Annotated in this window: 23 protein-coding genes and 7 pseudogenes; 16 read left to right on the forward strand and 14 right to left on the reverse strand. The window is 51.1% G+C overall.

The features are described 5' to 3' along the window. The first annotated feature begins 41 nt into the window (after window positions 1–41). Complete coding sequence (locus tag ACD630_RS18660; RefSeq protein ID WP_430360251.1) at window positions 42–896, forward strand: transposase; 855 nt, start codon at window positions 42–44, stop codon at window positions 894–896. Between the two features lie 3 nt (window positions 897–899). Here ACD630_RS18660 and ACD630_RS18665 read toward each other — a convergent pair. Continuing rightward, window positions 900–1925 (reverse strand): annotated as a pseudogene (locus ACD630_RS18665) (IS630 family transposase). Window positions 1926–2055: 130 nt separating this feature from the next. Here ACD630_RS18665 and ACD630_RS18670 point away from each other — a divergent pair. Next, window positions 2056–2396 (forward strand): annotated as a pseudogene (locus ACD630_RS18670) (transposase); the annotation flags it as partial. 117 nt (window positions 2397–2513) lie between these two features. On the opposite strand, the gene ACD630_RS18675 reads toward ACD630_RS18670, so the two are convergent. From ACD630_RS18675 to ACD630_RS18710, 8 genes and pseudogenes are all read right to left on the reverse strand, one after another. Continuing rightward, window positions 2514–3959, reverse strand: coding sequence for an insulinase family protein (locus tag ACD630_RS18675; protein WP_430360252.1), 1446 nt, complete (start codon window positions 3957–3959; stop codon window positions 2514–2516). 410 nt (window positions 3960–4369) lie between these two features. Further along, on the reverse strand, window positions 4370–5659 hold the full coding sequence (locus ACD630_RS18680) for a dicarboxylate/amino acid:cation symporter (RefSeq protein ID WP_430360254.1): 1290 nt from the start codon (window positions 5657–5659) through the stop codon (window positions 4370–4372). 631 nt (window positions 5660–6290) lie between these two features. Further along, window positions 6291–6434, reverse strand: a complete 144-nt coding sequence (locus tag ACD630_RS18685) for a hypothetical protein (protein WP_430360255.1) — start codon at window positions 6432–6434, stop codon at window positions 6291–6293. 28 nt (window positions 6435–6462) lie between these two features. Then, window positions 6463–6645 (reverse strand): annotated as a pseudogene (locus tag ACD630_RS18690) (transposase); the annotation flags it as partial. Window positions 6646–6696: 51 nt separating this feature from the next. Then, window positions 6697–7905, reverse strand: a complete 1209-nt coding sequence (locus ACD630_RS18695) for an IS256 family transposase (protein WP_430361182.1) — start codon at window positions 7903–7905, stop codon at window positions 6697–6699. Window positions 7906–7953: 48 nt separating this feature from the next. Beyond that, window positions 7954–8208: a transposase gene (locus ACD630_RS18700; RefSeq protein WP_430361183.1), complete on the reverse strand. Its 255-nt coding sequence runs from the start codon at window positions 8206–8208 to the stop codon at window positions 7954–7956. Then, window positions 8132–8377 carry an IS630 transposase-related protein gene (locus ACD630_RS18705; RefSeq protein WP_430360256.1) on the reverse strand — a complete coding sequence of 82 codons (246 nt, stop codon included), beginning with the start codon at window positions 8375–8377 and terminating at the stop codon, window positions 8132–8134. Before ACD630_RS18705 ends, ACD630_RS18700 begins: the two co-directional genes overlap by 77 nt. Window positions 8378–8459: 82 nt before the next feature. Next, window positions 8460–8594, reverse strand: coding sequence for an IS630 transposase-related protein (locus tag ACD630_RS18710; protein ID WP_430360257.1), 135 nt, complete (start codon window positions 8592–8594; stop codon window positions 8460–8462). A gap of 127 nt (window positions 8595–8721) precedes the next feature. On the opposite strand from ACD630_RS18710, the gene ftsN reads away from it, so the two are divergent. The 5 genes from ftsN (at window position 8722) to rraA (ending at window position 13215) form a co-directional block, all read left to right on the forward strand. Then, on the forward strand, window positions 8722–9585 hold the full coding sequence (gene ftsN, locus ACD630_RS18715) for a cell division protein FtsN (protein WP_430360258.1): 864 nt from the start codon (window positions 8722–8724) through the stop codon (window positions 9583–9585). 87 nt (window positions 9586–9672) lie between these two features. Then, window positions 9673–10203: an ATP-dependent protease subunit HslV gene (hslV, locus tag ACD630_RS18720; RefSeq protein WP_291970413.1), complete on the forward strand. Its 531-nt coding sequence runs from the start codon at window positions 9673–9675 to the stop codon at window positions 10201–10203. Window positions 10204–10214: 11 nt separating this feature from the next. Next, window positions 10215–11546 (forward strand): HslU--HslV peptidase ATPase subunit, encoded by a 1332-nt coding sequence (hslU, locus tag ACD630_RS18725; protein WP_430360259.1) that lies wholly within the window; start codon window positions 10215–10217, stop codon window positions 11544–11546. Between the two features lie 158 nt (window positions 11547–11704). Then, window positions 11705–12622 carry a 1,4-dihydroxy-2-naphthoate polyprenyltransferase gene (locus tag ACD630_RS18730; protein WP_430360260.1) on the forward strand — a complete coding sequence of 306 codons (918 nt, stop codon included), beginning with the start codon at window positions 11705–11707 and terminating at the stop codon, window positions 12620–12622. Between the two features lie 107 nt (window positions 12623–12729). Next, the gene (rraA, locus tag ACD630_RS18735) at window positions 12730–13215 is read left to right on the forward strand and encodes a ribonuclease E activity regulator RraA (protein ID WP_291970419.1); all 486 of its coding nucleotides are present in this window, start codon (window positions 12730–12732) and stop codon (window positions 13213–13215) included. A gap of 65 nt (window positions 13216–13280) precedes the next feature. On the opposite strand, the gene zapB is transcribed toward rraA, so the two are convergent. Then, window positions 13281–13520, reverse strand: a complete 240-nt coding sequence (gene zapB, locus ACD630_RS18740) for a septal ring assembly protein ZapB (protein WP_430360261.1) — start codon at window positions 13518–13520, stop codon at window positions 13281–13283. Window positions 13521–14048: 528 nt separating this feature from the next. Here zapB and ACD630_RS18745 point away from each other — a divergent pair. From ACD630_RS18745 to ACD630_RS18780, 8 genes and pseudogenes are all read left to right on the forward strand, one after another. Continuing rightward, window positions 14049–14888: an MIP/aquaporin family protein gene (locus tag ACD630_RS18745; protein ID WP_430360262.1), complete on the forward strand. Its 840-nt coding sequence runs from the start codon at window positions 14049–14051 to the stop codon at window positions 14886–14888. 53 nt (window positions 14889–14941) lie between these two features. Then, complete coding sequence (glpK, locus tag ACD630_RS18750; protein WP_430360263.1) at window positions 14942–16450, forward strand: glycerol kinase GlpK; 1509 nt, start codon at window positions 14942–14944, stop codon at window positions 16448–16450. Window positions 16451–16744: 294 nt separating this feature from the next. Next, the gene (locus ACD630_RS18755) at window positions 16745–16900 is read left to right on the forward strand and encodes a hypothetical protein (protein WP_430361184.1); all 156 of its coding nucleotides are present in this window, start codon (window positions 16745–16747) and stop codon (window positions 16898–16900) included. 40 nt (window positions 16901–16940) lie between these two features. Then, window positions 16941–17834 (forward strand): annotated as a pseudogene (locus ACD630_RS18760) (IS256 family transposase); the annotation flags it as partial. A gap of 21 nt (window positions 17835–17855) precedes the next feature. Beyond that, complete coding sequence (locus ACD630_RS18765; protein WP_430361185.1) at window positions 17856–19019, forward strand: transposase; 1164 nt, start codon at window positions 17856–17858, stop codon at window positions 19017–19019. Window positions 19020–19189: 170 nt separating this feature from the next. After that, window positions 19190–19530 (forward strand): annotated as a pseudogene (locus tag ACD630_RS18770) (transposase); the annotation flags it as partial. Between the two features lie 45 nt (window positions 19531–19575). Then, window positions 19576–19734, forward strand: a pseudogene (locus tag ACD630_RS18775) (transposase); the annotation flags it as partial. Window positions 19735–19761: 27 nt separating this feature from the next. Further along, window positions 19762–19995 carry a hypothetical protein gene (locus ACD630_RS18780; RefSeq protein ID WP_430360264.1) on the forward strand — a complete coding sequence of 78 codons (234 nt, stop codon included), beginning with the start codon at window positions 19762–19764 and terminating at the stop codon, window positions 19993–19995. On the opposite strand, the pseudogene ACD630_RS18785 reads toward ACD630_RS18780, so the two are convergent. Both ACD630_RS18785 and priA read right to left on the reverse strand, forming a co-directional pair. Then, window positions 19949–20416, reverse strand: a pseudogene (locus tag ACD630_RS18785) (LacI family DNA-binding transcriptional regulator); the annotation flags it as partial. The gene ACD630_RS18780 and the pseudogene ACD630_RS18785 overlap by 47 nt on opposite strands. Before the next feature lie 263 nt (window positions 20417–20679). Beyond that, window positions 20680–22875, reverse strand: a complete 2196-nt coding sequence (priA, locus tag ACD630_RS18790; protein WP_430360265.1) for a primosomal protein N' — start codon at window positions 22873–22875, stop codon at window positions 20680–20682. Between the two features lie 342 nt (window positions 22876–23217). Between priA and rpmE the strand changes: the two genes are divergently transcribed. Next, on the forward strand, window positions 23218–23433 hold the full coding sequence (gene rpmE, locus ACD630_RS18795) for a 50S ribosomal protein L31 (protein ID WP_195313079.1): 216 nt from the start codon (window positions 23218–23220) through the stop codon (window positions 23431–23433). An 83-nt stretch (window positions 23434–23516) separates the two neighbouring features. Here the strand turns inward: rpmE and metJ are convergent, their stop codons facing one another. Next, the gene (gene metJ, locus ACD630_RS18800) at window positions 23517–23834 is read right to left on the reverse strand and encodes a met regulon transcriptional regulator MetJ (RefSeq protein ID WP_430360266.1); all 318 of its coding nucleotides are present in this window, start codon (window positions 23832–23834) and stop codon (window positions 23517–23519) included. 359 nt (window positions 23835–24193) lie between these two features. Next, window positions 24194–24994 carry an IS630 family transposase gene (locus tag ACD630_RS18805; RefSeq protein ID WP_430360267.1) on the reverse strand — a complete coding sequence of 267 codons (801 nt, stop codon included), beginning with the start codon at window positions 24992–24994 and terminating at the stop codon, window positions 24194–24196. Window positions 24995–25004: the final 10 nt, after the last annotated feature.

The raw sequence follows: 25004 nt of genomic DNA on the forward strand, positions 1-25004 counted from the left end.
GCCACATATCAGGGCATTGGCTGTAATCATTTTTAAGTCGGTTGGCTATAACCGATAGGGCGGGTTGTCGTTCAACGCTAACCGAGGGCTTGTCTGAGAGTCTGACTCATATGGATGCTTTGACGGCTGATATCGCCCGCGTTGAGTCTCTTGCTACCGGGAAGAAGTTAGTTCATCTCATTGACCGTGAAGGTGACTCTATCGGGCATATGCGCACATTAAGCTCCCAGGGAATATGTTGGATTATCCGGGGAAAGGAAGGGCATCGGGCCGAGTGGGGCGGTGACACCCGTAAAATTGGTGAAATTGCAGAAGATCTGCCATTTATCGCAAACGGACAGGTTGGCTGGAAAGGGAAAAAAGCCAATATGGAGATCGGGGAAACATCCGTGATCATAACGCGAACAACAAAACCGAAGCGGAAAGACAAGAACACCGGACGGCGAGTGAAAGTTCAGCCAGGCGTAGCTCTGACACTCAGATTAGTTGTGGTTCGCCTTACCGATACTCACGGTAAATTTATCGGACGCTGGACGCTGCTCACAAACGTTAGCAACGAGATCACCAGCGCGGAAGTCGCTCGCTGGTATTACTGGCGCTGGGGTATTGAATCCTTTTTTAAGCTGCTGAAAGGTGCCGGTCATGATGTAGAAAAATGGCTTCAGCGCAGTGCTGGTGCCCTGCTACGCAGGTTATTGATAGCTAGCATGGCATGTGTGCTGGTATGGCGGCTGCAACGCGCTGAAGGAGACGACAATGCGGCAGCCCGTCAGTTAATTTGCCGATTATCCGGACAACAACAAAAACGAGGGCGTAAAGAAAGCGCCCCAGCGCTGCTTGCCGGACTATCCATCCTGCTAAATACCTTGACGTTATTAGCAGACTATACCCAATAAACCTCAAGATGCAGGTTTGAGCACCTGAAAACAATCGTGAATTCTGGACGTCAGCGAGTCCGCTATTTCTGGTAGCGTATTGGTGAAAAAATTGAATATTGCATCCCGAAAATCGCGGGTGTTTTCAAAATAGCGATTATTCCGTGTATGCTCATTCATCACTTTCCACAGGCGTTCTATCGCGTTCAGATTCGGACTGTAAGGCGGTAAATAGTGAAGCTCTATGTTCACGACAAAGGCCCAATCCTTAATCAATTGGGTTCGGTGATAACCCGCACCGTCCAGTATTACATGGATTCTCTGTCGGTAATCAGGGTAACGTTTGCGTATCTCAATGAAAAAACGAGCAATGTTGTAGTCATTAATTGTTTTGTAATCGTGAATAACCGTACCGCCGATATCGCTCAGATTCAGCGCACCCAGTATATTCAGACGGGTTCGACTTCCCGTTGTTTTAACTGACTTTTTATGCCCTTTTCGTATCCATCCATAACTGAGCTTTGTGGCTTGTGTCGGATGAACCGCATCGATAAACAGAATCGCCTCATTGCCGGCTGTTTTCTTTAAATTCTCATAATATTCAATGAAATGCTTCTGATTTTCTTCACTGAATTTATGGGGTACGCCCGCCGGTTTTTTGTAGGAGAAACCATGACGGTGCAACCACTTGTTCATGCCGGGAATACTGAATCGGATAGCCCAGCGATGTTCGACATAAGCCACGATGTCGTGGGTATGATGGAAGAGATGTTGAGATAACTAGCTGATTAAGAGCGCAGTCTTTTCAGCACAAAGCCGACTTGCAGACCCACCGTTTTCAGGTTTAAGTTTGCGAGTGTTGACGTAATCGTTGATATGTTGGTTTACCGTCGTTTCGTGCAGACGCAGAGCTTGCGCAATCATCGCAGAGCTCCAGCCTTCGGAGGCCAGCAGGACGGCTTTGATGCGATCACAAACACGCTTATCACGACTGGTGTTATGAAGGTGTTCGAGTTCGGCTTTTTGCTTGTCGGTAATAAATATCTTCATAGTGGGTGAGCATGATCTTCTTACCGCGTAAAATCAAGCATCTTCAATGATCACGGGTATATACCCCGGAAGAACTTGCCCACTTCGCTATGGTGGTTTTTAACCCTTTATGATGTGTAGATACCTATGGCTTCAGGCGCTGGAGACGTTCGGTGGGACATGGGATCACCGCTATCCGCAGATAAGCCGGAGCTGGCAGTCAAACTGGGCCAACCTGTCGACATTCTTCTCGTACCCGCAGGAACTTCGCAAGGTAATCTACACGACGAACGCTATAGAATCACTGAACAGCGTGCTCCGGCATGCAATCAAGAAACGCAAGGTGTTCCCGACTGATGACTCGGTGAAGAAGGTCGTATGGCTGGCAATCCAGGCGGCATCACAGAAATGGACGATGCCCTTACAGGACTGCCGTAGGCAATGAGTCGCTTTATTATCGAGTTCGGTGACCGCCTTGACGGTCACTTCTGAGGAAAGGCATTTACACAAAATCTTAAACAGGCTCGCTCCTATCCCTATTCGGAGAAGTAACAACCAGGCACATTACTGTGCCGGTGTTGCCTGTGCCGCCTCCTCCGATGGCGCGGCTCAAGCAGCCTCCACCGCGACAGGAGGTGTCATGATTTTACTGTACACCTCATATAACGCCTTGGTGTTTACTTCCGGCTCACCCTTTTGCTGTTTGAGCATCAGCGTGGTTTCCTGAGAAAGCTGCTGGTGCAGTTCCTGATTCAGCAAAGGTAGCGTCAGTTCAGAGAGATAGACCTGACGCAACTTCTGATATTGTTCCGGTGCAATATCCACCACGCCGTTACGCTGTGAGCGCAAGCGCTGCTGCATCAACACATCGGTACTGGTGCGGGCGTAGGTCGCAAACAGTTTGCTGAGCTCGTCGCTCTTACGCGCGATCAGCGCATCAAACTCTTGCTGCGTTAACCCCTTGTCACGCAAGCTCATCAGCTCTTTTGCCAGGAAGGTCAACGTGGCCTCGGCGTTCTCGCTGTTGGGACTGTCCAGATGGATGCCACACTGCGCACGGGTATAGTATACATCGCAGTTAACGCGCACGCTGGTTTCTTTAAGCCCACTCTTTTCCAATGCCTGCTGCACATGCCAGAACAGCGCTTCGCGCGCTAAATCACTGTGCCAGTAGTGGGTAAGCGCCTGCGATTCGTGGATAGGATGCCAAGACATATCCCAGATCAGCGAGAGCGTATCGCGCTTCGCCTTATCAAGCATAAAACCAATCGGCTCCGCAGGCAGCGGCGAGAGCGTCGGCATCGGAGCCGGCGCGGCGCGTTTACCTTCCAGCGAGACAAACGCTTTACTGATAAGCTCGTTTATCTGGCGAGTTTCTACATGCCCCACCACGTACAGCGTCATCGCATCAGGGGTATACCAAGCTTTGTAAAACTGCGACATCATTTCAGCCGTTGGACGCGCTTTGACATTCTGTGCCGGATCGTGTGCCAGCAGAGACGATCCTTTCAAGCGATAACGCCACGTGGGATCCTGCTGATCGGCGGGAACACTCACCACCTGATCGGGGATGCGTAACGCGTTAGCGATACTGCCATCATCAATCTTGATGCTCCCTGCCGTTTCTGCCAGCCAATTCAGTGCATCTTTAAGCAATTCAGGCCGATTATTGGGCAAACTGAGGTTGTAGGAGGTGTAGTCATACGAGACAAACGCGGGCGGCAGCGGCTTCGCGCCGTTAGTCTCCGGTATCAGCAACGAGGGAAGCTGTACGACAGGTAAATTATCGCCCGGCGTCAGCGCCAAACGAGAAATAAGGTGCGCAAAGCCCGGCTGCTGAGCACTCTCAGCGAGAGAACCTGCGTTAACCACTAAACGTAATTCAATCCGATCCCCAGGACGCTGCGGTGTGGTCAGTAACTGCCACGTAAAACCATTATCCAGCTTTCCCTGCTGCCAAGCAGGATCGGGTTGTAGTGTTTCAGCTTGCACGCTGCCACCAGCCAACGCCAGCAACACTCCACCAACTAAGAACCCTATTTTGGTGCCCTGCATGTGAACCCCGACTTAACTGACTATCCAACACAGTAAAAGATGATTGTGACAATAAGGCCTGTACACTCTCTCACCGCCCAATACGCCTATCCCTTTCAGGATGCGCCAGCGGAGGTATTACGGGGAAATCAGAGCGATCTGTTTACCCTTACGTTAGACCGCACACTTTTGCCTATGTCACTCAATACGATGAAATAATTTTGGAAATAAAGAGACGAAATGATGACCAATAAGCGGTTTTTGATCGTTATTCCCCCGATACAGACCGTGCACAACGCGATTGCCTAGCCGCAACCTTATGAAAAATTCCCCGTGATGGCAAGGCGCAATCACGGGGAATCATGAGAAGCGAGGACGGGGATAGCCCGTTATCACTGCGCCAACGGGAGTTGGCGCAGGGTAAAACCCATTTATGAAAGTACGGTTGGTGCAGACGTATCGTCTTTTTTATGCCCAGAGAGCTCGCTTTCCAGCTGCTTCTCATCCAGCTCACCCACCCACTTGGCAACCACGATCGTCGCGACACCGTTGCCGACCAAGTTGGTCAGGGCACGCGCTTCTGACATAAAGCGGTCAATACCTAGGATCAACGCCAAACCAGCCACCGGCAGATGCCCCACCGTAGAAATGGTCGCTGCCAGCACGATAAACCCACTACCGGTGACGCCAGCGGCACCTTTCGAGGAGAGCAACAACACCACCAGCAACGTAATCTGGTGCCAGATATCCATATGACTATTGGTAGCCTGCGCAATAAACACCGCCGCCATGGTCAAGTAGATGGAGGTGCCATCCAAGTTGAAGGAGTAGCCGGTAGGAATCACCAGACCCACCACCGATTTTTTACACCCCACTTTTTCTATCTTGTTCAGCATGCGCGGCAGCACGGATTCTGACGAGGAGGTCCCCAGCACAATCAGCAGCTCTTCACGGATGTAGCGGATAAATTTGAAAATGCTGAATCCGGTAGAGCGGGCGATGCTGCCCAGCACTAGAAAAACAAACAGCAGGCACGTGATATAGAAGCAGATGATCAACTGTCCCAACTGCACCAGTGAGCCAACACCGTATTTACCAATGGTGAACGCCATCGCGCCGAATGCGCCGATCGGTGCCAAACGCATGATCATATTGATCACGCCAAAAATGGTGTGTGAGAAGCTGTCAATCACGTTGAAAATGACGCGTCCTTTCTCACCCAAGCGATGCAGTGCGAAGCCAAACATCACCGCAAACAGCAACACCTGCAAAATGTTACCACTGGCGAAAGCACCCACCACGCTTGCAGGAATCACATCCATCAGAAACGCGACCACACCCTGCTGTTGCGCCTGTTGGGTGTAGACCGCCACCGCAGAGGCATCCAGTGTGGAGGCATCGACATTCATGCCCGCACCCGGTTGCATGATATTCACCACCAGCAGACCGATAATCAGTGCCACAGTGCTGACAATTTCAAAGTAAAGCAGCGCGACAGCGCCAGTACGGCCTACCGACCTCATACTTTCCATACCGGCAATACCGGTCACTACGGTACAGAAGATGACGGGGGCAATCACCATCTTGATCAGTTTAACAAATCCATCGCCCAGTGGTTTCATTTGCGCACCCAGATCTGGGTAGAAATGTGCTAGTAGGATTCCTATCGTAATCGCTGTAAGAACCTGAAAATAAAGGTTTTTAAAAATAGACACTTTCATATACTTATCCTATGGTAGGGAAACACATAGGGTCGCAAACGACGCCTCTGTGACTGCGGCGAAAAGTAACATCGCGGTAACAGAGTGGAAATGTTTTATAACTTTAGTTTGTGAACATCAGGTTAAAAATAAGAGCTGAATCACATCAACTAGAATGCAAAAAACAAACATGCAAGCAATTTTTTTGAAACATATAACGATAATGCAATCAGTCAATTCTGGGTAAATATTGAAAAAAACCAATAAGATACAATGAAATATTAAAATACCTTTAATTTATAAGGTTAATTTTTAGTGTTATCAGATGGTAACAGGAATGAGCGCGACTATCGCTACGGTTTGGGGGGCGGTGTCATAGCATCCGCGTTAGATTGCGTGGCGTCATCCGCTATCTGCTGCGCTAACCGCTGCTGATTGAGGTTATAGCTGGCTTTGTTGAATAATAGTGAGTCATGCTGTTTTGCCAGCCAGTTCTGGTAGAAAATGCTTGTCACCTCAGGTTTACAGTTTTCTTATGAGGCCTAACTGCATGATTTTGCGTTGCGAGGATCTGTCGTTTCACCGGGGGTGCAGCATAAAATATGTTTATTCAACAAAGCCGTTATAGCTGCGCACCAACGCCCCCAGTTCATCATCCTGATGATGTTTTGGCGGCGTCAGACGATGTTGCAATATAACCAAGCGACTTAATTTTGATTACACCATATGGACTGAGAACAAAATCTCTGTATCGCAACCACTCTCTCTTTTTTTGCTTGTGCCCATTTATGCTCAATTGGGTTAAGATCTAGCGAATATGTAGGCAAATACTCCACCATATACCCTGCATCGATGATGACTTGTTGAATATTATGTTTTTTGTGAAAAGTTGCATTGTCCATCACGATTACCCTGTTTTTAGGGAGTACTGGGATAAGGACTTGTGTGACCCAAGAATAGAAAACATCGCTGTTAATATTGATATCAAATAATCCGATAGCAAACAGCGTTGTGCCTAATAAAGGAGCCTGTTTAAGATTTTGTGTAAATGCCTTTCCTCAGAAGTGACCGTCAAGGCGGTCACCGAACTCGATAATAACGCGACTCATTGCCATACGCCAGTCCTGTAAGGGCATCGTCCATTTCTGTGATGCCCCTTGGATTGCCAGCCATACAACCTTCTTCACCGAGTCATCAGTCGGGAACACCTTGCGTTTCTTGATTGCATGCCGGAGCACGCTGTTCAGTGATTCTATAGCGTTCGTCGTGTAGATTACCTTGCGAAGTTCCTGCGGGTACGAGAAGAATGTCGACAGGTTGGCCCAGTTTGACTGCCAGCTCCGGCTTATCTGCGGATAGCGGTGATCCCATGTCCCACCGAACGTCTCCAGCGCCTGAAGCGAGGCCTCTTCGCTTGGAGCCTGATACACTGCTTTGAGGTCGCGTCTTACCGCCTTATCGTCCTTCCAGGAAACGAAGCGCAGACTGTTGCGCACCATGTGCACGATGCACAGCTGGATGCGGGCTTCCGGGTAGATCGTGTTAATGGCATCCGGGAACCCTTTCAGGCCGTCCACACAGGCAATGAGGATGTCGGTCAGGCCACGGTTTTTCAGTTCTGTCAGCACGTTCAGCCAGAACTTTGCGCCTTCATTTTCGGCCAGCCACATCCCCAGTAGCTCTTTCTGGCCTTCGATATTGATACCCAGCGCCAGGAACACAGACTTATTGATAACGCGGCTGTCCTGCCGGACTTTCAGAATGATACAGTCAAGGTAAACAATGGGATAAACCGCATCCAGGGGGCGATTTTGCCATTCAACAACCTGCTCCATAACGGCATCGGTGACCTTCGATACCAGGGCGGGTGAGACATCCGCGTCATACAGTTCTTTGAACGCAGCGGCAATTTCGCGGGTGGTCATCCCTTTGGCATACAACGATAAAATCTGGTTATCCATCCGGGTGAGCCGGGTCTGGTTCTTCTTCACCAGCTGCGGTTCAAAGGAACCATCACGATCACGTGGTGTACGCAGTTCTAGCGGACCATCGCCGGTGGTAACAGTCTTTGTGGAGTAGCCATTGCGCGTGTTAGTTCCAGATTTGGACTGGGGCTTCTCATGCCCGAGGTGATGGGTCATTTCAGCATTAAGGGCAGCTTCAACGCAGATCTTTTTCAGCAGGCGATCAAACTGGTTGAGAGCGTCAGGGGTTTTGAGATTTTTGGCCAGCTCGTTAGCCAGAGCCTGTAACTGTTTTTCGTCCATAAAGTAACCTGCTTTTGATGTTGGATTGAACATATCAAAATCAGGCAATTACATTACACAATCTCGTGTACAGGCTCTAATAACGCCGATAACATTTGTTCTTCCCTTGGCTCCCCAGTTCTTCAGGTCAAAACACCGTTGACCTTTTGGGGAATAGTCATGAGTCCGTGGGGTATCGTGTGGAAAACCACTTTCATCAATAAAAACAATAGGTTTACCTTCTTTTTCATACTGTTGTATTTTTTGTTGAAATGCTTGCCGGGCGCTTTCGTCGGCTTTCGGATGACGTAGAGCTTTTTTTATAGGTCAATCCCAGCTTTTTAAGAGCTTGCCAAATGGCCTTCTGACAAACGCCAAAATGCTCTGCACGTTCTTTTTGGTAAGCATCTGGATATGGTTCAACATCTTTTATCAACTCGGATTTATCGATCTTTCGCTGAGGCGTGGTCGATGCTTTTGACGCTATAGCCAACCGACTTAAAAATGATTACAGCCAATGCCCTGATATGTGGCAAAAAAATACAGCTAATTGTTATCAAAATAATGTCGCTTGGCTATATTTGATTAATCCAACGCGATACAGAGGCAGGGCCAATCCGAAATTGCTTCGCTGTTTCTCGGATACTCAACCCTTCTTCTTCTTCACGTGTAGATATCACTTTACGTCTAAAATCAATTGAATAGCTCATTTAAATAATGCAATCAAAATTAAGTCGTTTAGCTATATCGGGTTTAAGAATTCCGGTGCTGGTCAAAGTTTTTAGGGTTCAGTAACATGCTCCCTAAATCTTTCATTTCATTTGTAGCGAAACGACAGTGGCACAACGAGATTACGTCAGCCGTGGGCGCTCAGGCGCACGACGAAAAAAGACAACCATTCGAAGAGGTGGCTCTTCGTCGGGCGTCTCTAACTTCATGATAATGCTGGCCGTTGCCGTTCTGGTGACCTTCGCGGGCGGACTCTATTTTATCGCCAACAACAAGCCTGCTGAGTCGCCCGTGCTACCGCGCAGCGCCACCAACAACGGCAATGGTCTGCCACCGAAGCCGGAAGAGCGCTGGCGTTATATTAAAGAACTGGAGAATCGTCAGCTGGGCGTTCCTGAGCCAACGGCACCCAATTCCGGTGGAGAAATCAAATCACCGGTCCAACTCACGCAAGAACAACGCCAACTGCTAGAACAGATGCAGGCGGATATGCGCCGTGCGCCGACGCAGCTGTCAGAAGTGCCTTATAACGATCAAACGCCGGTGCCTCGCTCCCAGGTCACCATCACTGCGCCTAAAACCGTGGTGGTACCGCCGGTAGCAACCACACCGACGGTGACGCAGACGCCCGTGAGTACACGTGCGCCCGTCACTGCCCCCGCGACACAAACTGCTACACCTAAGCAGGAAACGCCAAAACAGGTGGAAATTGCGAAGCAGCCGGAAGCGCCCAAACCAGAAAAAGCACAGCGCTGGATGGTACAGTGTGGTTCGTTTAAAACGCTGGAACCGGCAGAATCAGTGCGCGCACAGTTGGCTTTTGCCGGTATCGAAAGCCGCATCGCCAGCAGTGGCGGCTGGAATCGCATCACGTTAGGGCCGTATAAAGATCGTGCCACCGCCGACAAAATGTTATCGCGCCTGAAAGACGCTGGCGCAGCAAACTGCATTCCTCTCGCTGCCGGGGGTTGAAAACTCCTAAGCGCTCCCCCATCTACAACATTAATATGCCCCACAGCACTGTGGGGTTCTTTTTCCTTATCTAGCGGGGATCGACGCGTGACAACTATAGTAAGTGTACGTCGCAACGGCCACGTGGTGATTGGCGGCGACGGCCAAGCCACATTGGGAAACACGGTCATGAAGGGCAACGTGCTCAAAGTACGTCGCCTGTACAACGACAACGTGATCGCGGGCTTTGCGGGCGGCACCGCTGACGCCTTTACGCTGTTCGAGCTGTTTGAACGCAAGCTGGAACTGCATCAAGGCCACCTGGTCAAGGCCGCCGTGGAATTGGCAAAAGACTGGCGCACCGACCGTATGCTACGCCGTCTGGAGGCACTGCTGGCCGTCGCAGACGAAAACGCGTCGCTTATCATCACCGGTAACGGCGATGTAATTCAACCGGAAAACGATTTGATTGCTATCGGTTCTGGCGGCCCGTATGCGCAAGCCGCAGCCAGAGCGCTGCTGGAGAACACCGAGCTCAGCGCGCGCGAGATTGTTGAAAAATCGCTGGGTATCGCAGGCGATATCTGCATCTACACCAATCAGTTCCACACGATTGAAGAATTAGCCTCCAAGGCGTAAGGAATGACATCATGTCTGAAATGACCCCGCGCGAAATCGTTAGCGAGCTCGACAGCTACATCATCGGTCAGCACAAGGCCAAACGTGCGGTGGCAATCGCATTGCGTAACCGCTGGCGCCGTATGCAGCTTTCCGACGCGTTACGCCATGAAGTGACCCCCAAGAACATCCTGATGATCGGGCCGACCGGCGTCGGTAAAACTGAGATTGCCCGTCGTCTGTCCAAACTGGCCAACGCCCCATTTATCAAAGTGGAAGCCACTAAATTCACTGAAGTCGGCTATGTTGGTAAAGAAGTGGACTCCATCATCCGCGATCTGACGGATGCGGCCATCAAAATGATGCGCCAGCAATCGCTGGAAAAAAACCGCTTCCGCGCTGAAGAGATGGCCGAAGAACGCATTCTGGATGCGCTGATTCCCCCGGCAAAAAATAACTGGGGTCAACCGGAAGAGCCGCAAGAACCATCCGCGGCGCGTCAGGCTTTCCGCAAAAAATTGCGTGAAGGGCAGTTATATGACAAAGAAATTGAAATCAATCTGGCAGCAACCCCGATGGGCGTTGAAATCATGGCCCCTCCTGGCATGGAAGAGATGACCAATCAGTTGCAGTCCATGTTCCAGAATCTGGCGGGTCAAAAGCAGAAAGCGCATAAGATGAAAATCAAAGATGCCTTCAAGCTGCTGATTGAAGAAGAAGCCGCCAAACTGGTAAACCCAGAAGAGCTGAAACAGCAGGCTATCGAGTCCGTTGAGCAACACGGTATCGTGTTTATCGATGAGATCGATAAAATCTGCAAACGCGGGGAAACCTCCGGCCCGGACGTCTCTCGTGAAGGGGTACAGCGCGATCTGCTGCCGCTGGTGGAAGGCTGTACGGTCTCCACCAAACACGGCATGGTGAAAACCGATCACATCCTGTTTATCGCCTCCGGTGCGTTCCAGGTCTCCAGCCCGTCGGATCTGATCCCCGAGCTGCAAGGGCGTTTACCTATCCGCGTTGAGCTGCAAGCGCTGACCACGGAAGATTTCGAACGTATCCTGACGGAACCAAGCGCATCACTGACGGAACAGTACAAAGCGTTGCTGGCGACGGAAGGTGTGGATATCGTCTTCAGGACGGACGGCATTCGCCGGATTGCCGAAGCGGCTTGGCAGGTCAACGAGCGCACCGAGAACATCGGCGCACGTCGTCTGCACACTGTTTTGGAGCGTTTGATCGAAGAGATCTCTTACGATGCCAGCGAGATGAGCGGACAAACTGTTACCGTGGACGCAGAATACGTGCGTAGTCATCTTGACGAGCTCGTAGCAGATGAAGATCTGAGCCGTTTTATCTTATAATCCCTACAATTCGGATTGTCCTGTTGCGCAAACGCTCTGTTTGGCAAATGATGGGAGGCTGATGCCTCCCATTTGCGTTTCTGGCCAGCGCTCATGGACTGGACTTCTCATTAACACATGCATGCGACAGACATTGCATTGAAAAAACGAAACGTATCATGACCTTATCAACCCAAAGCAGCAAAACCAAAGCCTGGCTGGACAGCTTGCGTCCGAAAACGCTTCCATTGGCGTTTGCGTCCATTGTGACGGGCTCCGCCATTACCAGCTGGCATAACAATTTTAAACCTAGTATCGCTCTGCTGGCGCTACTGACCGCCGGACTGCTGCAAATCCTCTCCAATCTGGCGAACGATTACGGTGATGCGGTAAAAGGCAGTGATACCGAAACCCGTATTGGGCCTTTGCGCGGCATCCAAACTGGCGTTATCTCGCCGTCGCAGCTGCGCATGGCACTGATCGTCACCGTGGCGCTGACCATCGTATCTGGGCTGTCGCTGGTCATCATGGCGTGCGAAAAACCGTCGGATATCATCGGCTTTCTGATCCTCGGGGTGCTGGCGATGGTCGCCGCCATTACCTATACCGTGGGCAACAAACCCTACGGTTATATGGGACTGGGGGACATATCTGTCATGGTTTTCTTTGGCTGGCTCAGCGTCGCAGGCTCCTATTACCTGCAAACCGGCCATTTTGACAGCATCGTTATGCTGCCCGCCACCGCCTGTGGCCTGCTCGCTACTGCGGTGCTGAACATCAACAATTTGCGCGATATCGACAACGATCGTCTCAGCGGTAAAAACACGCTGGCCGTTCGCCTCGGAGCGCAGCGTGCCCGGTGCTACCATTCCCTGCTGTTGCTGACCGCGCCGCTGTGCTTGGCCCTGTTTGCCATGTTTTATCTGCACACGCTGGCTGGCTGGCTGTTTATCCTGACCCTGCCGCTACTGCTCAAGCAGGCAGCCTATGTGCGCCGTGAAATCAGTCCGTTCAGCATGCGCCCCATGCTGGAAAAAACCGTCAAGGGCGCGCTGCTGACCAATTTGCTGTTTGCCGTGGGTGTGATGCTCAGCTAAGCGGCGAGTATTTACTGATACGCATCAAGTTAACATTTGATGATTTTGCCAACACTTGCCTTTAAGGCATATACTCAGGATCCCGGCGGCAAACTGGCGTAAATCCGATGAAATACGATACTTCCGAGCTGTGCGATATCTATCACGAAGAGGTGAACGTTGTTGAACCTCTGTTTTCCAACTTTGGAGGGCGCACTTCCTTTGGTGGCAAAATCACCACGGTGAAATGCTTTGAGGATAACGGCATCCTCTACGATGTGCTGGAAGAGAGCGGCGTAGGTCGTGTACTTCTGGTGGATGGCGGCGGTTCTGTGCGTCGTGCGTTAATCGATGCTGAACTGGCCCGTCTGGCGACACAAAACGCTTGGGAAGGCATCGTGGTCTACGGTGCGGTGCGCCAGGTGGACGATCTGGAAGAGTTGGATATCGGCATTCAGGCCATGGCCGCTATTCCGGTGGGTGCCGCCAGCGAAGGAGTTGGCGAAAGCGATATTCGCGTCAATTTCGGCGGCGTGACCTTTTTCTCCGGCGATCATCTGTATGCCGACAATACCGGCATTATCCTGTCGGAAGATCCACTGGATATCGAATAGTTCGGCAGTAACATATTGATAAAAAAGGGCGCACTGCGCCCTTTTTTGACTTTTGCATTTCTCGCTTAGACTTCTTCCATCTTGCCCAACAGCGCGCGCAGGCGTTCCTGCCAGACAATCTGTTCTTCTTTCAAGTGTTCGTTTTCACGCACCAGCGTTTCACGGGACTCAGCGGCCTGTTGCACTTCCTGGCTCAGCTGACCGTTCTTTTCCTTCAGCTCTTCGATTTCCATTTGCAATAATGTAATGGTATCAATCGCTTGCTGAACTTTGGCTTCCAGTTTCTCAAACACTTCAAATGACATTCTTCAACCCCTTTTAATTGCAAGGCACCAATGAGGCGTACTATCTCCCCTTCCCATGCCAATCCCGCTTCACATACGCTCACTATCACGCTTGCGTTGAGGATGGCACTCCACCAGCACGTCTCTTTCGTTCAGTGTATCGGTAAATTGTATGGGGCTGTCAGGGCGCTGTCTAGCAGCCATCCACTCTGATGGGAGTCTTGATCGTTTTTTTAACCGCAACAATCAATGCAAACTGAAATTACGTGCTTTCTTGCGTAATAATTTGCACGCTACCCTTCTGTCCACTCGCGCTCATGTTAACAACGTTAACGCCGTCATTAACATAAAACGGGCGTAAGTAACCGTACAGCAGCGCTTTGATAGGCGAATACGCTCATTTTTATGACGAACAACACACATTTTGATTTCGATATTTCTCGTTTTCGAATACTAACGATAAATTCACATCCTCCACACATTTATACAGGGTCGCTCTATGTCAGCGGCCTGAACATTACTCTGTAGCCCCGTAAACAGGAAACCATTATGAGTCAATCGAGAGTGCCAACCTTAAAAGGGCAATGTATCGCCGAGTTTCTCGGCACCGGTCTGCTAATCTTCTTTGGAGTAGGTTGCGTGGCAGCATTAAAACTTGCCGGTGCCAGCTTCGGTCAATGGGAAATCAGCGCCGTCTGGGGTTTAGGCGTCGCCATGGCGGTCTACCTGACTGCTGCTATTTCCGGTGCCCACCTTAACCCTGCAGTTACCATCGCCCTGTGGCTGTTTGCCTGCTTCGACGCACGCAAGGTGATTCCTTACATCATTGCGCAGGTAGCAGGTGCCTTCTGCGCCGCCGCGTTGGTGTACGGTCTTTATCACAATTTGTTCGCAGATTTTGAACAGACTCACAACATCGTGCGCGGTAGTGTGGAAAGTTTAAATCTGGCGGGCACGTTCTCGACATATCCACACCCGCAGATTTCCGTATTCCAGGCCTTTGTGGTGGAAATGGTCATCACCGCCGTACTGATGTGTTTGATTCTGGCGCTCACCGACGATGGCAACGGCGTGCCACGCGGTCCGTTAGCGCCGCTGCTGATCGGTATCCTGATCGCAGTAATTGGTGCCTCCATGGGTCCGTTGACTGGGTTTGCGTTAAACCCCGCACGTGACTTCGGTCCGAAGCTGTTTGCCTATCTGGCAGGCTGGGGACAAGTGGCCTTCACCGGCGCGCGTGATATTCCGTATTTCCTCGTGCCGATTTTCGGACCAATCATTGGGGCATGCTTGGGCGCTTTCGGCTACCACGCCCTGATTGGCCGTAATTTGCCTTGCGATGTCTGCGAAGTAGAAGACAAAGAAACGCAGCGCACTGAAGCACGCTAAGCGACGCCCACGGCATACGCTTTTTTACCCACTACACAACAGGATTAGAACCTATGACACCAGAAAAAAAATACATTGTCGCGCTGGATCAGGGTACTACCAGCTCCCGCGCCGTCATACTCGATCATGATGCCAACATCATCGCCATCTCCCAGCGCGAATTCCCCCAGATTTACCCCAAAGCAGGCTGGGTTGAACACGACCCAATGGAAATCTGGGCAACGCAAAGCGCCACGCTGGTTGAAGTGCTGGCCAAAGCCGATATCAGCTCTGATGAAGTCGCCGGTATCGGTATCACCAACCAGCGTGAAACCACGGTGGTGTGGGAAAAAGAGACGGGCAAACCGGTTTACAACGCGATCGTATGGCAGTGTCGCCGTACCGCTGATATTTGTGAAACCCTGAAAAAACAAGGCCTGGAAGATTATATCCGTACCAACACCGGTCTGGTGGTTGACCCTTACTTCTCCGGCACCAAGGTGAAGTGGATTCTGGACAACGTGGAAGGGGCTCGCGAGCGCGCCAAACGTGGTGAACTGCTGTTCGGCACGATTGATACCTGGCTGATTTGGAAAATGACACAAGGCCGCGTACAAGTCACCGATTACACCAACGCCTCGCGTACCATGCTGTTCAATATCAAGACGCTGGACTGGGACGACCGCATGCTGGAAGCGCTGGATATTCCACGCGTTATGCTGCCGCAAGTGCGTCCTTCTTCCGAAGTCTACGGTCAAACCAACATCGGCGGTAAAGGCGGCACGCGTATTCCTATCGCCGGTATTGCAGGCGACCAGCAAGCAGCGCTTTACGGCCAGCTTTGCGTTCAGCCGGGTATGGCGAAAAACACCTACGGTACTGGTTGCTTCCTGCTGATGAACACCGGTAAAGAGCCGGTGAAATCTCAGCATGGCCTGCTGACCACCATCGCCTGTGGCCCACGTGGCGAAGTGAACTATGCGCTGGAAGGTTCGGTGTTCGTGGGTGGAGCCTCTATTCAATGGCTGCGTGATGAGCTGAAACTGATCGGTGAATCCATGGACTCAGAATACTTCGCCACCAAGGTGAAAGATTCCAACGGCGTCTACGTGGTTCCTGCCTTTACCGGGCTGGGCGCACCGTATTGGGACCCGTACGCCCGTGGTGCCATCTTCGGCCTGACGCGCGGCGTGAACTCCAACCACATCATCCGCGCTACGCTGGAATCCATTGCGTATCAAACGCGTGACGTACTGGATGCCATGCAGGCGGATTCAGGCACACGTCTGCAATCACTGTGCGTTGACGGCGGTGCGGTTGCCAACAACTTCCTGATGCAGTTCCAGTCAGATATCCTCGGCATCCGCGTAGAACGCCCTGAAGTGCGCGAATCTACCGCACTGGGTGCCGCGTTCTTGGCAGGTCTGGCTACCGGGTTCTGGAATGATTTGGATGAAGTGGAGAGCAAGGCAACGATTGAACGTGAATTCCGCCCCAGCATTGAAACCGTGGAGCGTAACTATCGTTACAGCGGCTGGAAGAAAGCCGTGGCACGTGCTCAAGCGTGGGAAGATCACGAATAATTCCCGTAGGGAAAACTGCAAGGGCACAGCGATAGCGGCGCCCTTTTTTATTAACCGGCAACGGGTAATCGCTCAGGCGTCAGCGTATTGATGCAGCGCTGTATAGCCAACCGACTTAAAAATGATTACAGCCAATGCCCTGATATGTGGCAAAAAAATACAGCTAATTGTTATCAAAATAATGTCGCTTGGCTATAAAAAACTCTACGTCATCCGAAAGCCGACGAAAGCGCCCGGCAAGCATTTCAACAAAAAATACAACAGTATGAAAAAGAAGGTAAACCTATTGTTTTTATTGATGAAAGTGGTTTTCCACACGATACCCCACGGACTCATGACTATTCCCCAAAAGGTCAACGGTGTTTTGACCTGAAGAACTGGGGAGCCAAGGGAAGAACAAATGTTATCGGCGTTATTAGAGCCTGTACACGAGATTGTGTAATTGCCTGATTTTGATATGTTCAATCCAACATCAAAAGCAGGTTACTTTATGGACGAAAAACAGTTACAGGCTCTGGCTAACGAGCTGGCCAAAAATCTCAAAACCCCTGACGCTCTCAACCAGTTTGATCGCCTGCTGAAAAAGATCTGCGTTGAAGCTGCCCTTAATGCTGAAATGACCCATCACCTCGGGCATGAGAAGCACAGTCCAAATCTGGAACTAACACGCGCAATGGCTACTCCACAAAGACTGTTACCACCGGCGATGGTCCGCTGGAACTGCGTACACCACGTGATCGTGATGGTTCCTTTGAACCGCAGCTGGTGAAGAAGAACCAGACCCGGCTCACCGGGATGGATAACCAGATTTTATCGTTGTATGCCAAAGGGATGACCACCCGCGAAATTGCCGCTGCGTTCAAAGAACTGTATGACACGGATGTCTCACCCGCCCTGGTATCGAAGGTCACCGATGCCGTTATGGAGCAGGTTGTTGAATGGCAAAATCGCCCCCTGTATGCGGTTTATCCCATTGTTTACCTTGACTGTATCGTTCTGAAAGTCCGGCAGGACAACCGCGTTATCAATAAGTCTGTGTTCCTGGCGCTGGGTATCAATATCGAAGGCCAGAAAGAGCTACTGGGGATGTGGCTGGCCGAAAATGAAGGCGCAAAGTTCTGGCTGAACGTGCTGACAGAACTGAAAAACCGTGGCCTGACCGACATCCTCATTGCCTGTGTGGACGGCCTGAAAGGGTTCCCGGATGCCATCAACACGGTCTACCCGGAAGCCCGCATCCAGTTGTGCATCATGCACATGGTGCGCAACAGTCTGCGCTTCGTTGCCTGGAAGGACTATAAGGCGGTAAACACGCGACCTCAAAGCAGTGTATCAGACTCCAACCGAAGAGGCCGCGCTTCAGGCCATAGGTATCTACACATCTTTTGCAATATCTGCTATTACGTTGCTGCATGATCTCAACTTATCCATCGGCGGGATTGATGCCCGCCTTAACCGGCGTTATCAGCGTCTGGTTAAGCAACACATGACTCCCGCAGCACCATTGGTGTCAGCCGTTAAAGACCTTGCCTGCGCGCAGAAAACAACATTCGCCACTACTCAGGCCGGTTGGCGTTTTTTTAATAATGAACGTATTAGCTTCAGTCAGCTCAATGAACCGATTATTTCGCTGGCTCTCCGGCAGGTTGCACTTAGCCCGCATCCATACGCTCCCGTCGTTCACGACTGGTCTCATTTACAGTTTCGTACCCACAATGGGAAAGAAGAACGTTTGAAAATGACGCATGGTGGCGACGTCGGTTATGAACTACAAACCCGCCTACTGCTTGATGCTGCAAATGGTTTACCAATAGCGCCCCTGTCTCAAACTCTAACCGATAGGGCGAGTTGTCGTTCAACGCTAACCGAGGACTTGTCTGAGAGTCTGACTCATATGGATGCTTTGACGGCTGATATCGCCCGCGTTGAGTCTCTTGATACCGGGAAGAAGTTAGTTCATCTCATTGACCGTGAAGGTGACTCTATCGGGCATATGCGCACATTAAGCTCCCAGGGAATATGTTGGCTTATCCGGGGAAAGGAAGGGCATCGGGCCGAGTGGGGCGGTGACACCCGTAAAATTGGTGAAATTGCAGACGATCTGCCATTTATCGCAAACGGACAGGTTGGCTGGAAAGGGAAAAAAGCCAATATGGAGATCGGGGAAACATCCGTGATCGTAACGCGAACAGCAAAACCGAAGCGGAAAGACAAGAGCACCGGACGGCGAGTGAAAGTTCAGCCAGGCGCAGCTCTGACACTCAGATTAGTTGTGGTTCGCCTTACCGATACTCACGGTAAATTTATCGGACGCTGGACGCTGCTCACAAAAGTTAGCAACGAGATCACCAGCGCGGAAGTCGCTCGCTGGTATTACTGGCGCTGGGGTATTGAATCCTTTTTTAAGCTGCTGAAAGGTGCCGGTCATGATGTAGAAAAATGGCTTGAGCGCAGTGCTGGTGCCCTGCTACGCAGGTTATTGATAGCTAGCATGGCATGTGTGCTGGTATGGCGGCTGCAACGCGCTGAAGGAGACGACAATGCGGCAGCCCGTCAGTTAATTTGCTGATTATCCGGACAACAACAAAAACGAGGGCGTAAAGAAAGCGCCCCAGCGCTGCTTGCCGGACTATCCATCCAGCTAAATACCTTGACGTTATTAGCAGACTATACCCCGGAAGAACTTGCCCACTTAGCTATGGTGGTTTTTAACCCTTTATGATGTGTAGATACCTATGGCTTCAGGCGCTGGAGACGTTCGGTGGGACATGGGATCACCACTATCCGCAGATAAGCCGGAGCTGGCAGTCAAACTGGGCCAACCTGTCGACATTCTTCTCGTACCCCCAAGAACTTCGCAAGGTAATCTACACGACGAACGCTATAGAATCACTGAACAGCGTGCTCCGGCATGCAATCAAGAAACGCAAGGTGTTCCCGACTGATGACTCGGTGAAGAAGGTCGTATGGCTGGCAATCCAGGCGGCATCACAGAAATGGACGATGCCCTTACAGGACTGCCGTAGGCAATGAGTCGCTTTATTATCGAGTTCGGTGACCGCCTTGACGGTCACTTCTGAGGAAAGGCATTTACACAAAATCTTAAACAGGCTCGCGATGTTTTCTATTCTTGGGTCACACAAGTCCTTATCCCAGTACTCCCTAAAAACAGGGTAATCGTGATGGACAATGCAACTTTTCACAAAAAACATAATATTCAACAAGTCATCATCGATGCAGGGTATATGGTGGAGTATTTGCCTACATATAGCCAACCGACTTAAAAATGATTACAGCCAATGCCCTGATATGTGGCAAAAAATATAGTTAATTGTTATCAAAATAATGTCGCTTGGCTATATTCGCCAGATCTTAACCCAATTGAGCATAAATGGGCACAAGCAAAAAGCAAAAAAAGAGAGTGGTTGCGATACAGAGATTTTGTTCTCAGTCCATATGGTGTAATCAAAATTAAGTCGCTTGGCTATAATAAACGGCATCAAAGTGCACTGTCGGCAATTCCAGATCGGGTGAGAACTCGTTGACCATCACCATCGGCGGCAGGTTGTGCTGCTCCTCTTTGCTGGCGCTAAACGGCAGATTGGCCCCGAGCAGCAACATGCCATCAATCTGCTTGGTGATAATCAAATCCACGAAGGACTTTTCTTTGTGATGCTGGTGAGCGCAATCGCCAATCAGTACCAGATAACCTTGTTTTGCGGCGGTTTCTTCGATACCACGCGGGACATCGGTAAAAAAGGGATCGGAAATATCTGGCACAATCGCGAGCAGCGTGCGTGACTCGCTGCGTTTTACGTGACGGGCAAGCGCATGCGGCGCGTAACCAGCGGTGAGCACGGCTTGTTCAACCCGCTTACGCGTTTGGCTCGAGACCTTCTCCGGGTTCATTAACGTTCGGGAAACCGTGGCGGTCGATACACCCGCGACCTCTGCCACGTCTTTCATCGTCGCCGGCGTGGTGTCATTTTTATAGTCCAACGCGGTTCTCCTTGCATCGTATGCGATTGGCAAACAGGACGGCGGCACGCTCGCCGCCCGATTTTTTTGCCCGACAGGCTTATACCACCCATTTTGCTAAGGATACTGTTTCTCTGCCTACGCTTAACAGATGGCGCGCAAGTTTTGCTGCTCAGATTGCATAAAAGATGTGACGGATGTCGTTTTTTCGGCACCGTTCGCATTTTTTCGCGGTGCGTTAACGACGGCGATCAGTTATCGGTGGGGTCGACATCCAACACCCATTTCACTTTTCGCGCTTCGGGCAGTAGCGGGATAAGCGGCAGTGAGGCTTTAACAACACGCTGAAGCGTGGCGCGGGAAGGGTGCTGCAACAGCAATTGCCAGCGAAAGCGCCCGGCGCGTTTGGGTTGCAATGCGGGAAACGGGCCGAGCAGCCAGAGCGCGTCATCCTTGAGCGGGCTGCTTTCCAACAGGTTGCGCAGTTGCTGGAGGAAAAGCGGCGCATGCTGATTATCGTGATCGTCGGCGCGGAACAGAATGTGGCTGGTGTAGGGGGGTAGAAACACGCTCTGGCGTTCTTTCAGCGTCTGACTGGCGAAGGCGTCGTAGCCCTTTTGTAGCAGCAATTGCAGTAACGGATGGTCAGGGTGATGGGTTTGCAGCACCACTTCACCGCTCTTCCCAGCGCGTCCGGCACGTCCGGAAACCTGCGTATAGAGCTGGGCAAAACGTTCTGTTGCACGAAAATCGGCAGAAAACAGCGAGCTATCGACATCCAGCAGCGCCACCAGCGTGACATCCGGGAAATGGTGCCCTTTTGCCAGCATCTGCGTTCCGATAAGAATGCGCGCATCTCCTTGACGCACCTGCGCCAGCTGCTGTTCCAGCATGCCTTTGCGGCTGGTGGTGTCGCGATCGATACGGGTAATTGGCACATCGGTGAACAGGGAGGTCAGCGATGCCTCCAGCTGCTCGGTGCCCAAACCAACTGGCACCAGATGCGTTGAACCGCAGTGCAGACACTGCTGCGGCACCGGACGCTGGCTGTCACAATGGTGGCAACGGAGCTGACGCTGCTGCTGGTGATAGGTGTAATAGTGCTCGCAGCGCTGGCATTCCGCGATCCAACCGCATTCGTGGCACATCAGCACCGGCGAAAAACCCCGGCGATTAAGAAACAGGATAACCTGATTGTTGTGTTCCAAATGGTGGCGAATGCGGGTAATCAGCGGCTGTGACAGGCCGCTGGTGAGCGGTAATCCTTTGACATCGAGGATATGCTGGCGCGCAGATTGTGCATTGCCCGCACGCTTGCGTAGCGTGAGCTGACGGTATTTGCCGTTCTGCACGTTATAGAGCGTTTCCAGCGCCGGCGTGGCGGAGCCGAGCACGATGGGAATATTTTCCTCTCTGGCGCGGAACACCGCCAAATCACGCGCGTGATAGCGCCATCCTTCGTGCTGTTTATATGAGCCGTCGTGCTCTTCATCGATGATGATCATTCCCAGGCGAGCAAACGGGGTAAACAGCGCAGAGCGGGTGCCGATAACAATCGCGGATTCTCCGCTGCGTGCGCGCAGCCAAACCGCCAGACGTTCGCTGTCGTTCAGTCCCGAGTGCAGAACATCCACTGGCGCGATGAAGCGTGCGCGGAAACGGGCAATGGTCTGTGGCGTCAAGCCGATCTCGGGCACCAGCATCAGTGCCTGATTGCCTTGTGATAACACGTTTTCCAGCGCGCTCAGGTACACCTCGGTTTTTCCGGAGCCAGTGATCCCGGCCAGTAGCCAGGCGGTAAAATGGCTGTCTTCGCTGCGAATAGCGCCCACTGCGGTCGCCTGCTCGGTATTGAGGCGCAGTCGTTCATCATGGGTGATGGGCTGATGATGCCAGTCTTGCACCTCAGCGTCGATGGCCTTGAGATCGCACAACCCTTTGGTGCGCAGTGCCTGCAATGCGGTCTCCGTCAGACCGGATTCATTCACCTGATGGCGGTACAGCGCACCTTGTATCAGGGCTGCCAGCGCCTGCTGCTGTTTGCGGGCTCGCGCCAGCGTGGCGAGCGGTGTGGCTTTACCTTGTTCGGTGGCGAACCATTGCCAGAGCGGAGCGCGATGGGCCGGTTTGCCCTGTCGCAGCAAAATCGGTAAGGCGTGGAACAGTACCTCACCTATAGGATAGTGATAGTAGCCCACGGCCCAGAGAAGAATGCGCCACAGGCTGTCAGGGAAAAGAGGCTGCGCATCGAGCACGTCGTGAATGGATTTGAGCTGTTCTACCGGAAGTTCGCTGCGATCGCTGCACGCAACGACAATACCAATTGCCTTGCGGTTGCCAAAAGGCACGCTGACGCGCACGCCCGGCAATGGCGTCATGCCTGCGGGCAGCAGGTAATCGAATGTGCGTGCCAGCGGCACGGGCAATGCGACCTGAACGATGGGCATGCTTTCTCCGGCTGATAACTCTGGCGCTCTGCTGTTTTCCCTGCACAGCGCAGCCCGACGGTACGATGTGTTACCGCTCCGCGGACGTCATGGGGGCTTGCGCCGCCAGTGTACAGGTTGCAGACTAAAATGTGTTACCTGATTGCATCGGCTTGCTAATTTCTGTATGATTCGCCACCTTATATACGACTTTGCTATGCGTGGTGTAATGACCGGCGCGATGGCGAAGCGTATACTGATCGTAGAAAGTCAATGTACAGTACTGTGCTTACAGTGCTTAACTTCGTGTGGTGTCTGGCGAAACAGGGCTGGATAGCGACACGGCCTTAACAGAGGTTTGCCATGAAAAAAGGTATTCACCCGAATTATGTAGCGATTACTGCAACGTGTTCTTGCGGTAACGTTATCAAAACCCATTCTACCGTGGGTCACGATCTGAACCTGGACGTTTGTGGCGAATGCCACCCGTTCTATACCGGTAAACAACGCGTTGTTGACACCGGTGGTCGTGTTGAGCGCTTCAACAAGCGTTTCAGCGTGCCGGGCAGCAAAAAATAAGCGTCTGTGCGTAAACAACAAAGGCACCCTCGGGTGCCTTTATTGTTTCTATCGCCAGAGCGGTATACCACCCGATCAACAGATCAATATTCCCACGTATCCGGGTCAATCCCCATCTCACGCATGATCGCCTTGGCCACCTCAGGGATTTCATCGCTGCGCTCTTTACGCAAATCGTGGTCATCCGGTAGTGGCTGGCCGGTAAATGCGTGCAGAAACGCTTCGCACAATAATTCACTGTTGGTTGCATGGCGCAGGTTATTGACCTGACGTCGGGTGCGCTCATCAGTCAGGATTTTCAGCACGTTAAGCGGAATCGAGACCGTGATCTTTTTAACTTGCTCGCTCTTTTTACCGTGTTCAGCGTAAGGGCTGACATACTCGCCGTTCCACTCAGCCATGGAATACCTTAAAAATATAGTCGTCAGGAAGATAAAACCGTCATGATATGAGGGTAATTCTAACGGGATTTTCGTCAATGCTCAATCTATACGCAAAGAAGTCTAGATGTATTGACGTCCGTTGAGCTTGGGATTATAGCCAAGCGACTTAATTTTGATTACACCATATGGACTGAGAACAAAATCTCTGTATCGCAACGGCTTTTTTAATAATAGTGAGTCATGCTGTTTTGCCAGCCAGTTTTGGTAGAAAATGCTTGCAACCTCAGGTTTACAGTTTTCTTATGAGGCCTAACTGCATGATTTTGCGTTGCGAGGATCTGTCGTTTCACCGGGGGTGCAGCATAAAATATGTTTATTCAACAAAGCCTATCGCAACCACTCTCTCTTTTTTTGCTTTTTGCTTGTGCCCATTTATGCTCAATGGGGTTAAGATCTGGCGAATATGTAGGCAAATACTCCACCATATACCCTGCATCGATGATGACTTGTTGAATATTATGTTTTTTGTGAAAAGTTGCATTGTCCATCACGATTACCCTGTTTTTAGGGAGTACTGGGATAAGGACTTGTGTGACCCAGGAATAGAAAACATCGCTGTTAATATTGATATCAAATAATCCGATAGCAAACAGCGTTGTGCCTAATAAAGCGCCGATAACATTTGTTCTTCCCTTGGCTCCCCCGTTCTTCAGGCCAAAACACCGTTGACCTTTTGGGGAATAGCCGTGAGTCCGTGGGGTATCGTGTGGAAAACCACTTTCATCAATAAAAACAATGGGTTTACCTTCTTTTTCATACTGTTGTATTTTTTGTTGAAATGCTTGCCGGGCGCTTTCGTCGGCTTTCGGATGACGTAGCGTTTTTTTATAGGTCAATCCCAGCTTTTTAAGAGCTTGCCAAATGGCCTTCTGACAAACGCCAAAACGCTCTGCACGTTCTTTTTGGTAAGCATCTGGATATGGTTCAACATCTTTTATCAACTCGGATTTATCGCTCTTTCGCTGACGCGTGGTCGATGCTTTTGACGCTATTTGATTAATCCAACGCGATACAGAGGCAGGGCCAATCCGAAATTGCTTCGCTGTTTCTCGGATACTCAACCCTTCTTCTTCCCGTGTAGATATCACTTTACGTCTAAAATCAATTGAATAGCTCATTTAAATAATG

It is taken from the genome of Symbiopectobacterium sp. RP (genome assembly GCF_050472005.1).
In the GTDB taxonomy this organism is placed as follows: domain Bacteria; phylum Pseudomonadota; class Gammaproteobacteria; order Enterobacterales; family Enterobacteriaceae; genus Symbiopectobacterium.

What these genes read in the sequence shown, in the direction of transcription:
- ACD630_RS18675 (WP_430360252.1), bottom strand. Translation starts at nt 3,959, where the DNA reads ATGCAGGGCACCAAAATAGGGTTCTTAGTTGGTGGAGTGTTGCTGGCG.
- ACD630_RS18680 (WP_430360254.1), bottom strand. Translation starts at nt 5,659, where the DNA reads ATGAAAGTGTCTATTTTTAAAAACCTTTATTTTCAGGTTCTTACAGCG.
- ACD630_RS18695 (WP_430361182.1), bottom strand. Translation starts at nt 7,905, where the DNA reads ATGGACGAAAAACAGTTACAGGCTCTGGCTAACGAGCTGGCCAAAAAT.
- ACD630_RS18710 (WP_430360257.1), bottom strand. Translation starts at nt 8,594, where the DNA reads ATGAGCTATTCAATTGATTTTAGACGTAAAGTGATATCTACACGTGAA.
- hslU (WP_430360259.1), top strand. Translation starts at nt 10,215, where the DNA reads ATGTCTGAAATGACCCCGCGCGAAATCGTTAGCGAGCTCGACAGCTAC.
- ACD630_RS18730 (WP_430360260.1), top strand. Translation starts at nt 11,705, where the DNA reads ATGACCTTATCAACCCAAAGCAGCAAAACCAAAGCCTGGCTGGACAGC.
- rraA (WP_291970419.1), top strand. Translation starts at nt 12,730, where the DNA reads ATGAAATACGATACTTCCGAGCTGTGCGATATCTATCACGAAGAGGTG.
- zapB (WP_430360261.1), bottom strand. Translation starts at nt 13,520, where the DNA reads ATGTCATTTGAAGTGTTTGAGAAACTGGAAGCCAAAGTTCAGCAAGCG.
- ACD630_RS18745 (WP_430360262.1), top strand. Translation starts at nt 14,049, where the DNA reads ATGAGTCAATCGAGAGTGCCAACCTTAAAAGGGCAATGTATCGCCGAG.
- glpK (WP_430360263.1), top strand. Translation starts at nt 14,942, where the DNA reads ATGACACCAGAAAAAAAATACATTGTCGCGCTGGATCAGGGTACTACC.
- priA (WP_430360265.1), bottom strand. Translation starts at nt 22,875, where the DNA reads ATGCCCATCGTTCAGGTCGCATTGCCCGTGCCGCTGGCACGCACATTC.
- rpmE (WP_195313079.1), top strand. Translation starts at nt 23,218, where the DNA reads ATGAAAAAAGGTATTCACCCGAATTATGTAGCGATTACTGCAACGTGT.
- metJ (WP_430360266.1), bottom strand. Translation starts at nt 23,834, where the DNA reads ATGGCTGAGTGGAACGGCGAGTATGTCAGCCCTTACGCTGAACACGGT.
- ACD630_RS18805 (WP_430360267.1), bottom strand. Translation starts at nt 24,994, where the DNA reads ATGAGCTATTCAATTGATTTTAGACGTAAAGTGATATCTACACGGGAA.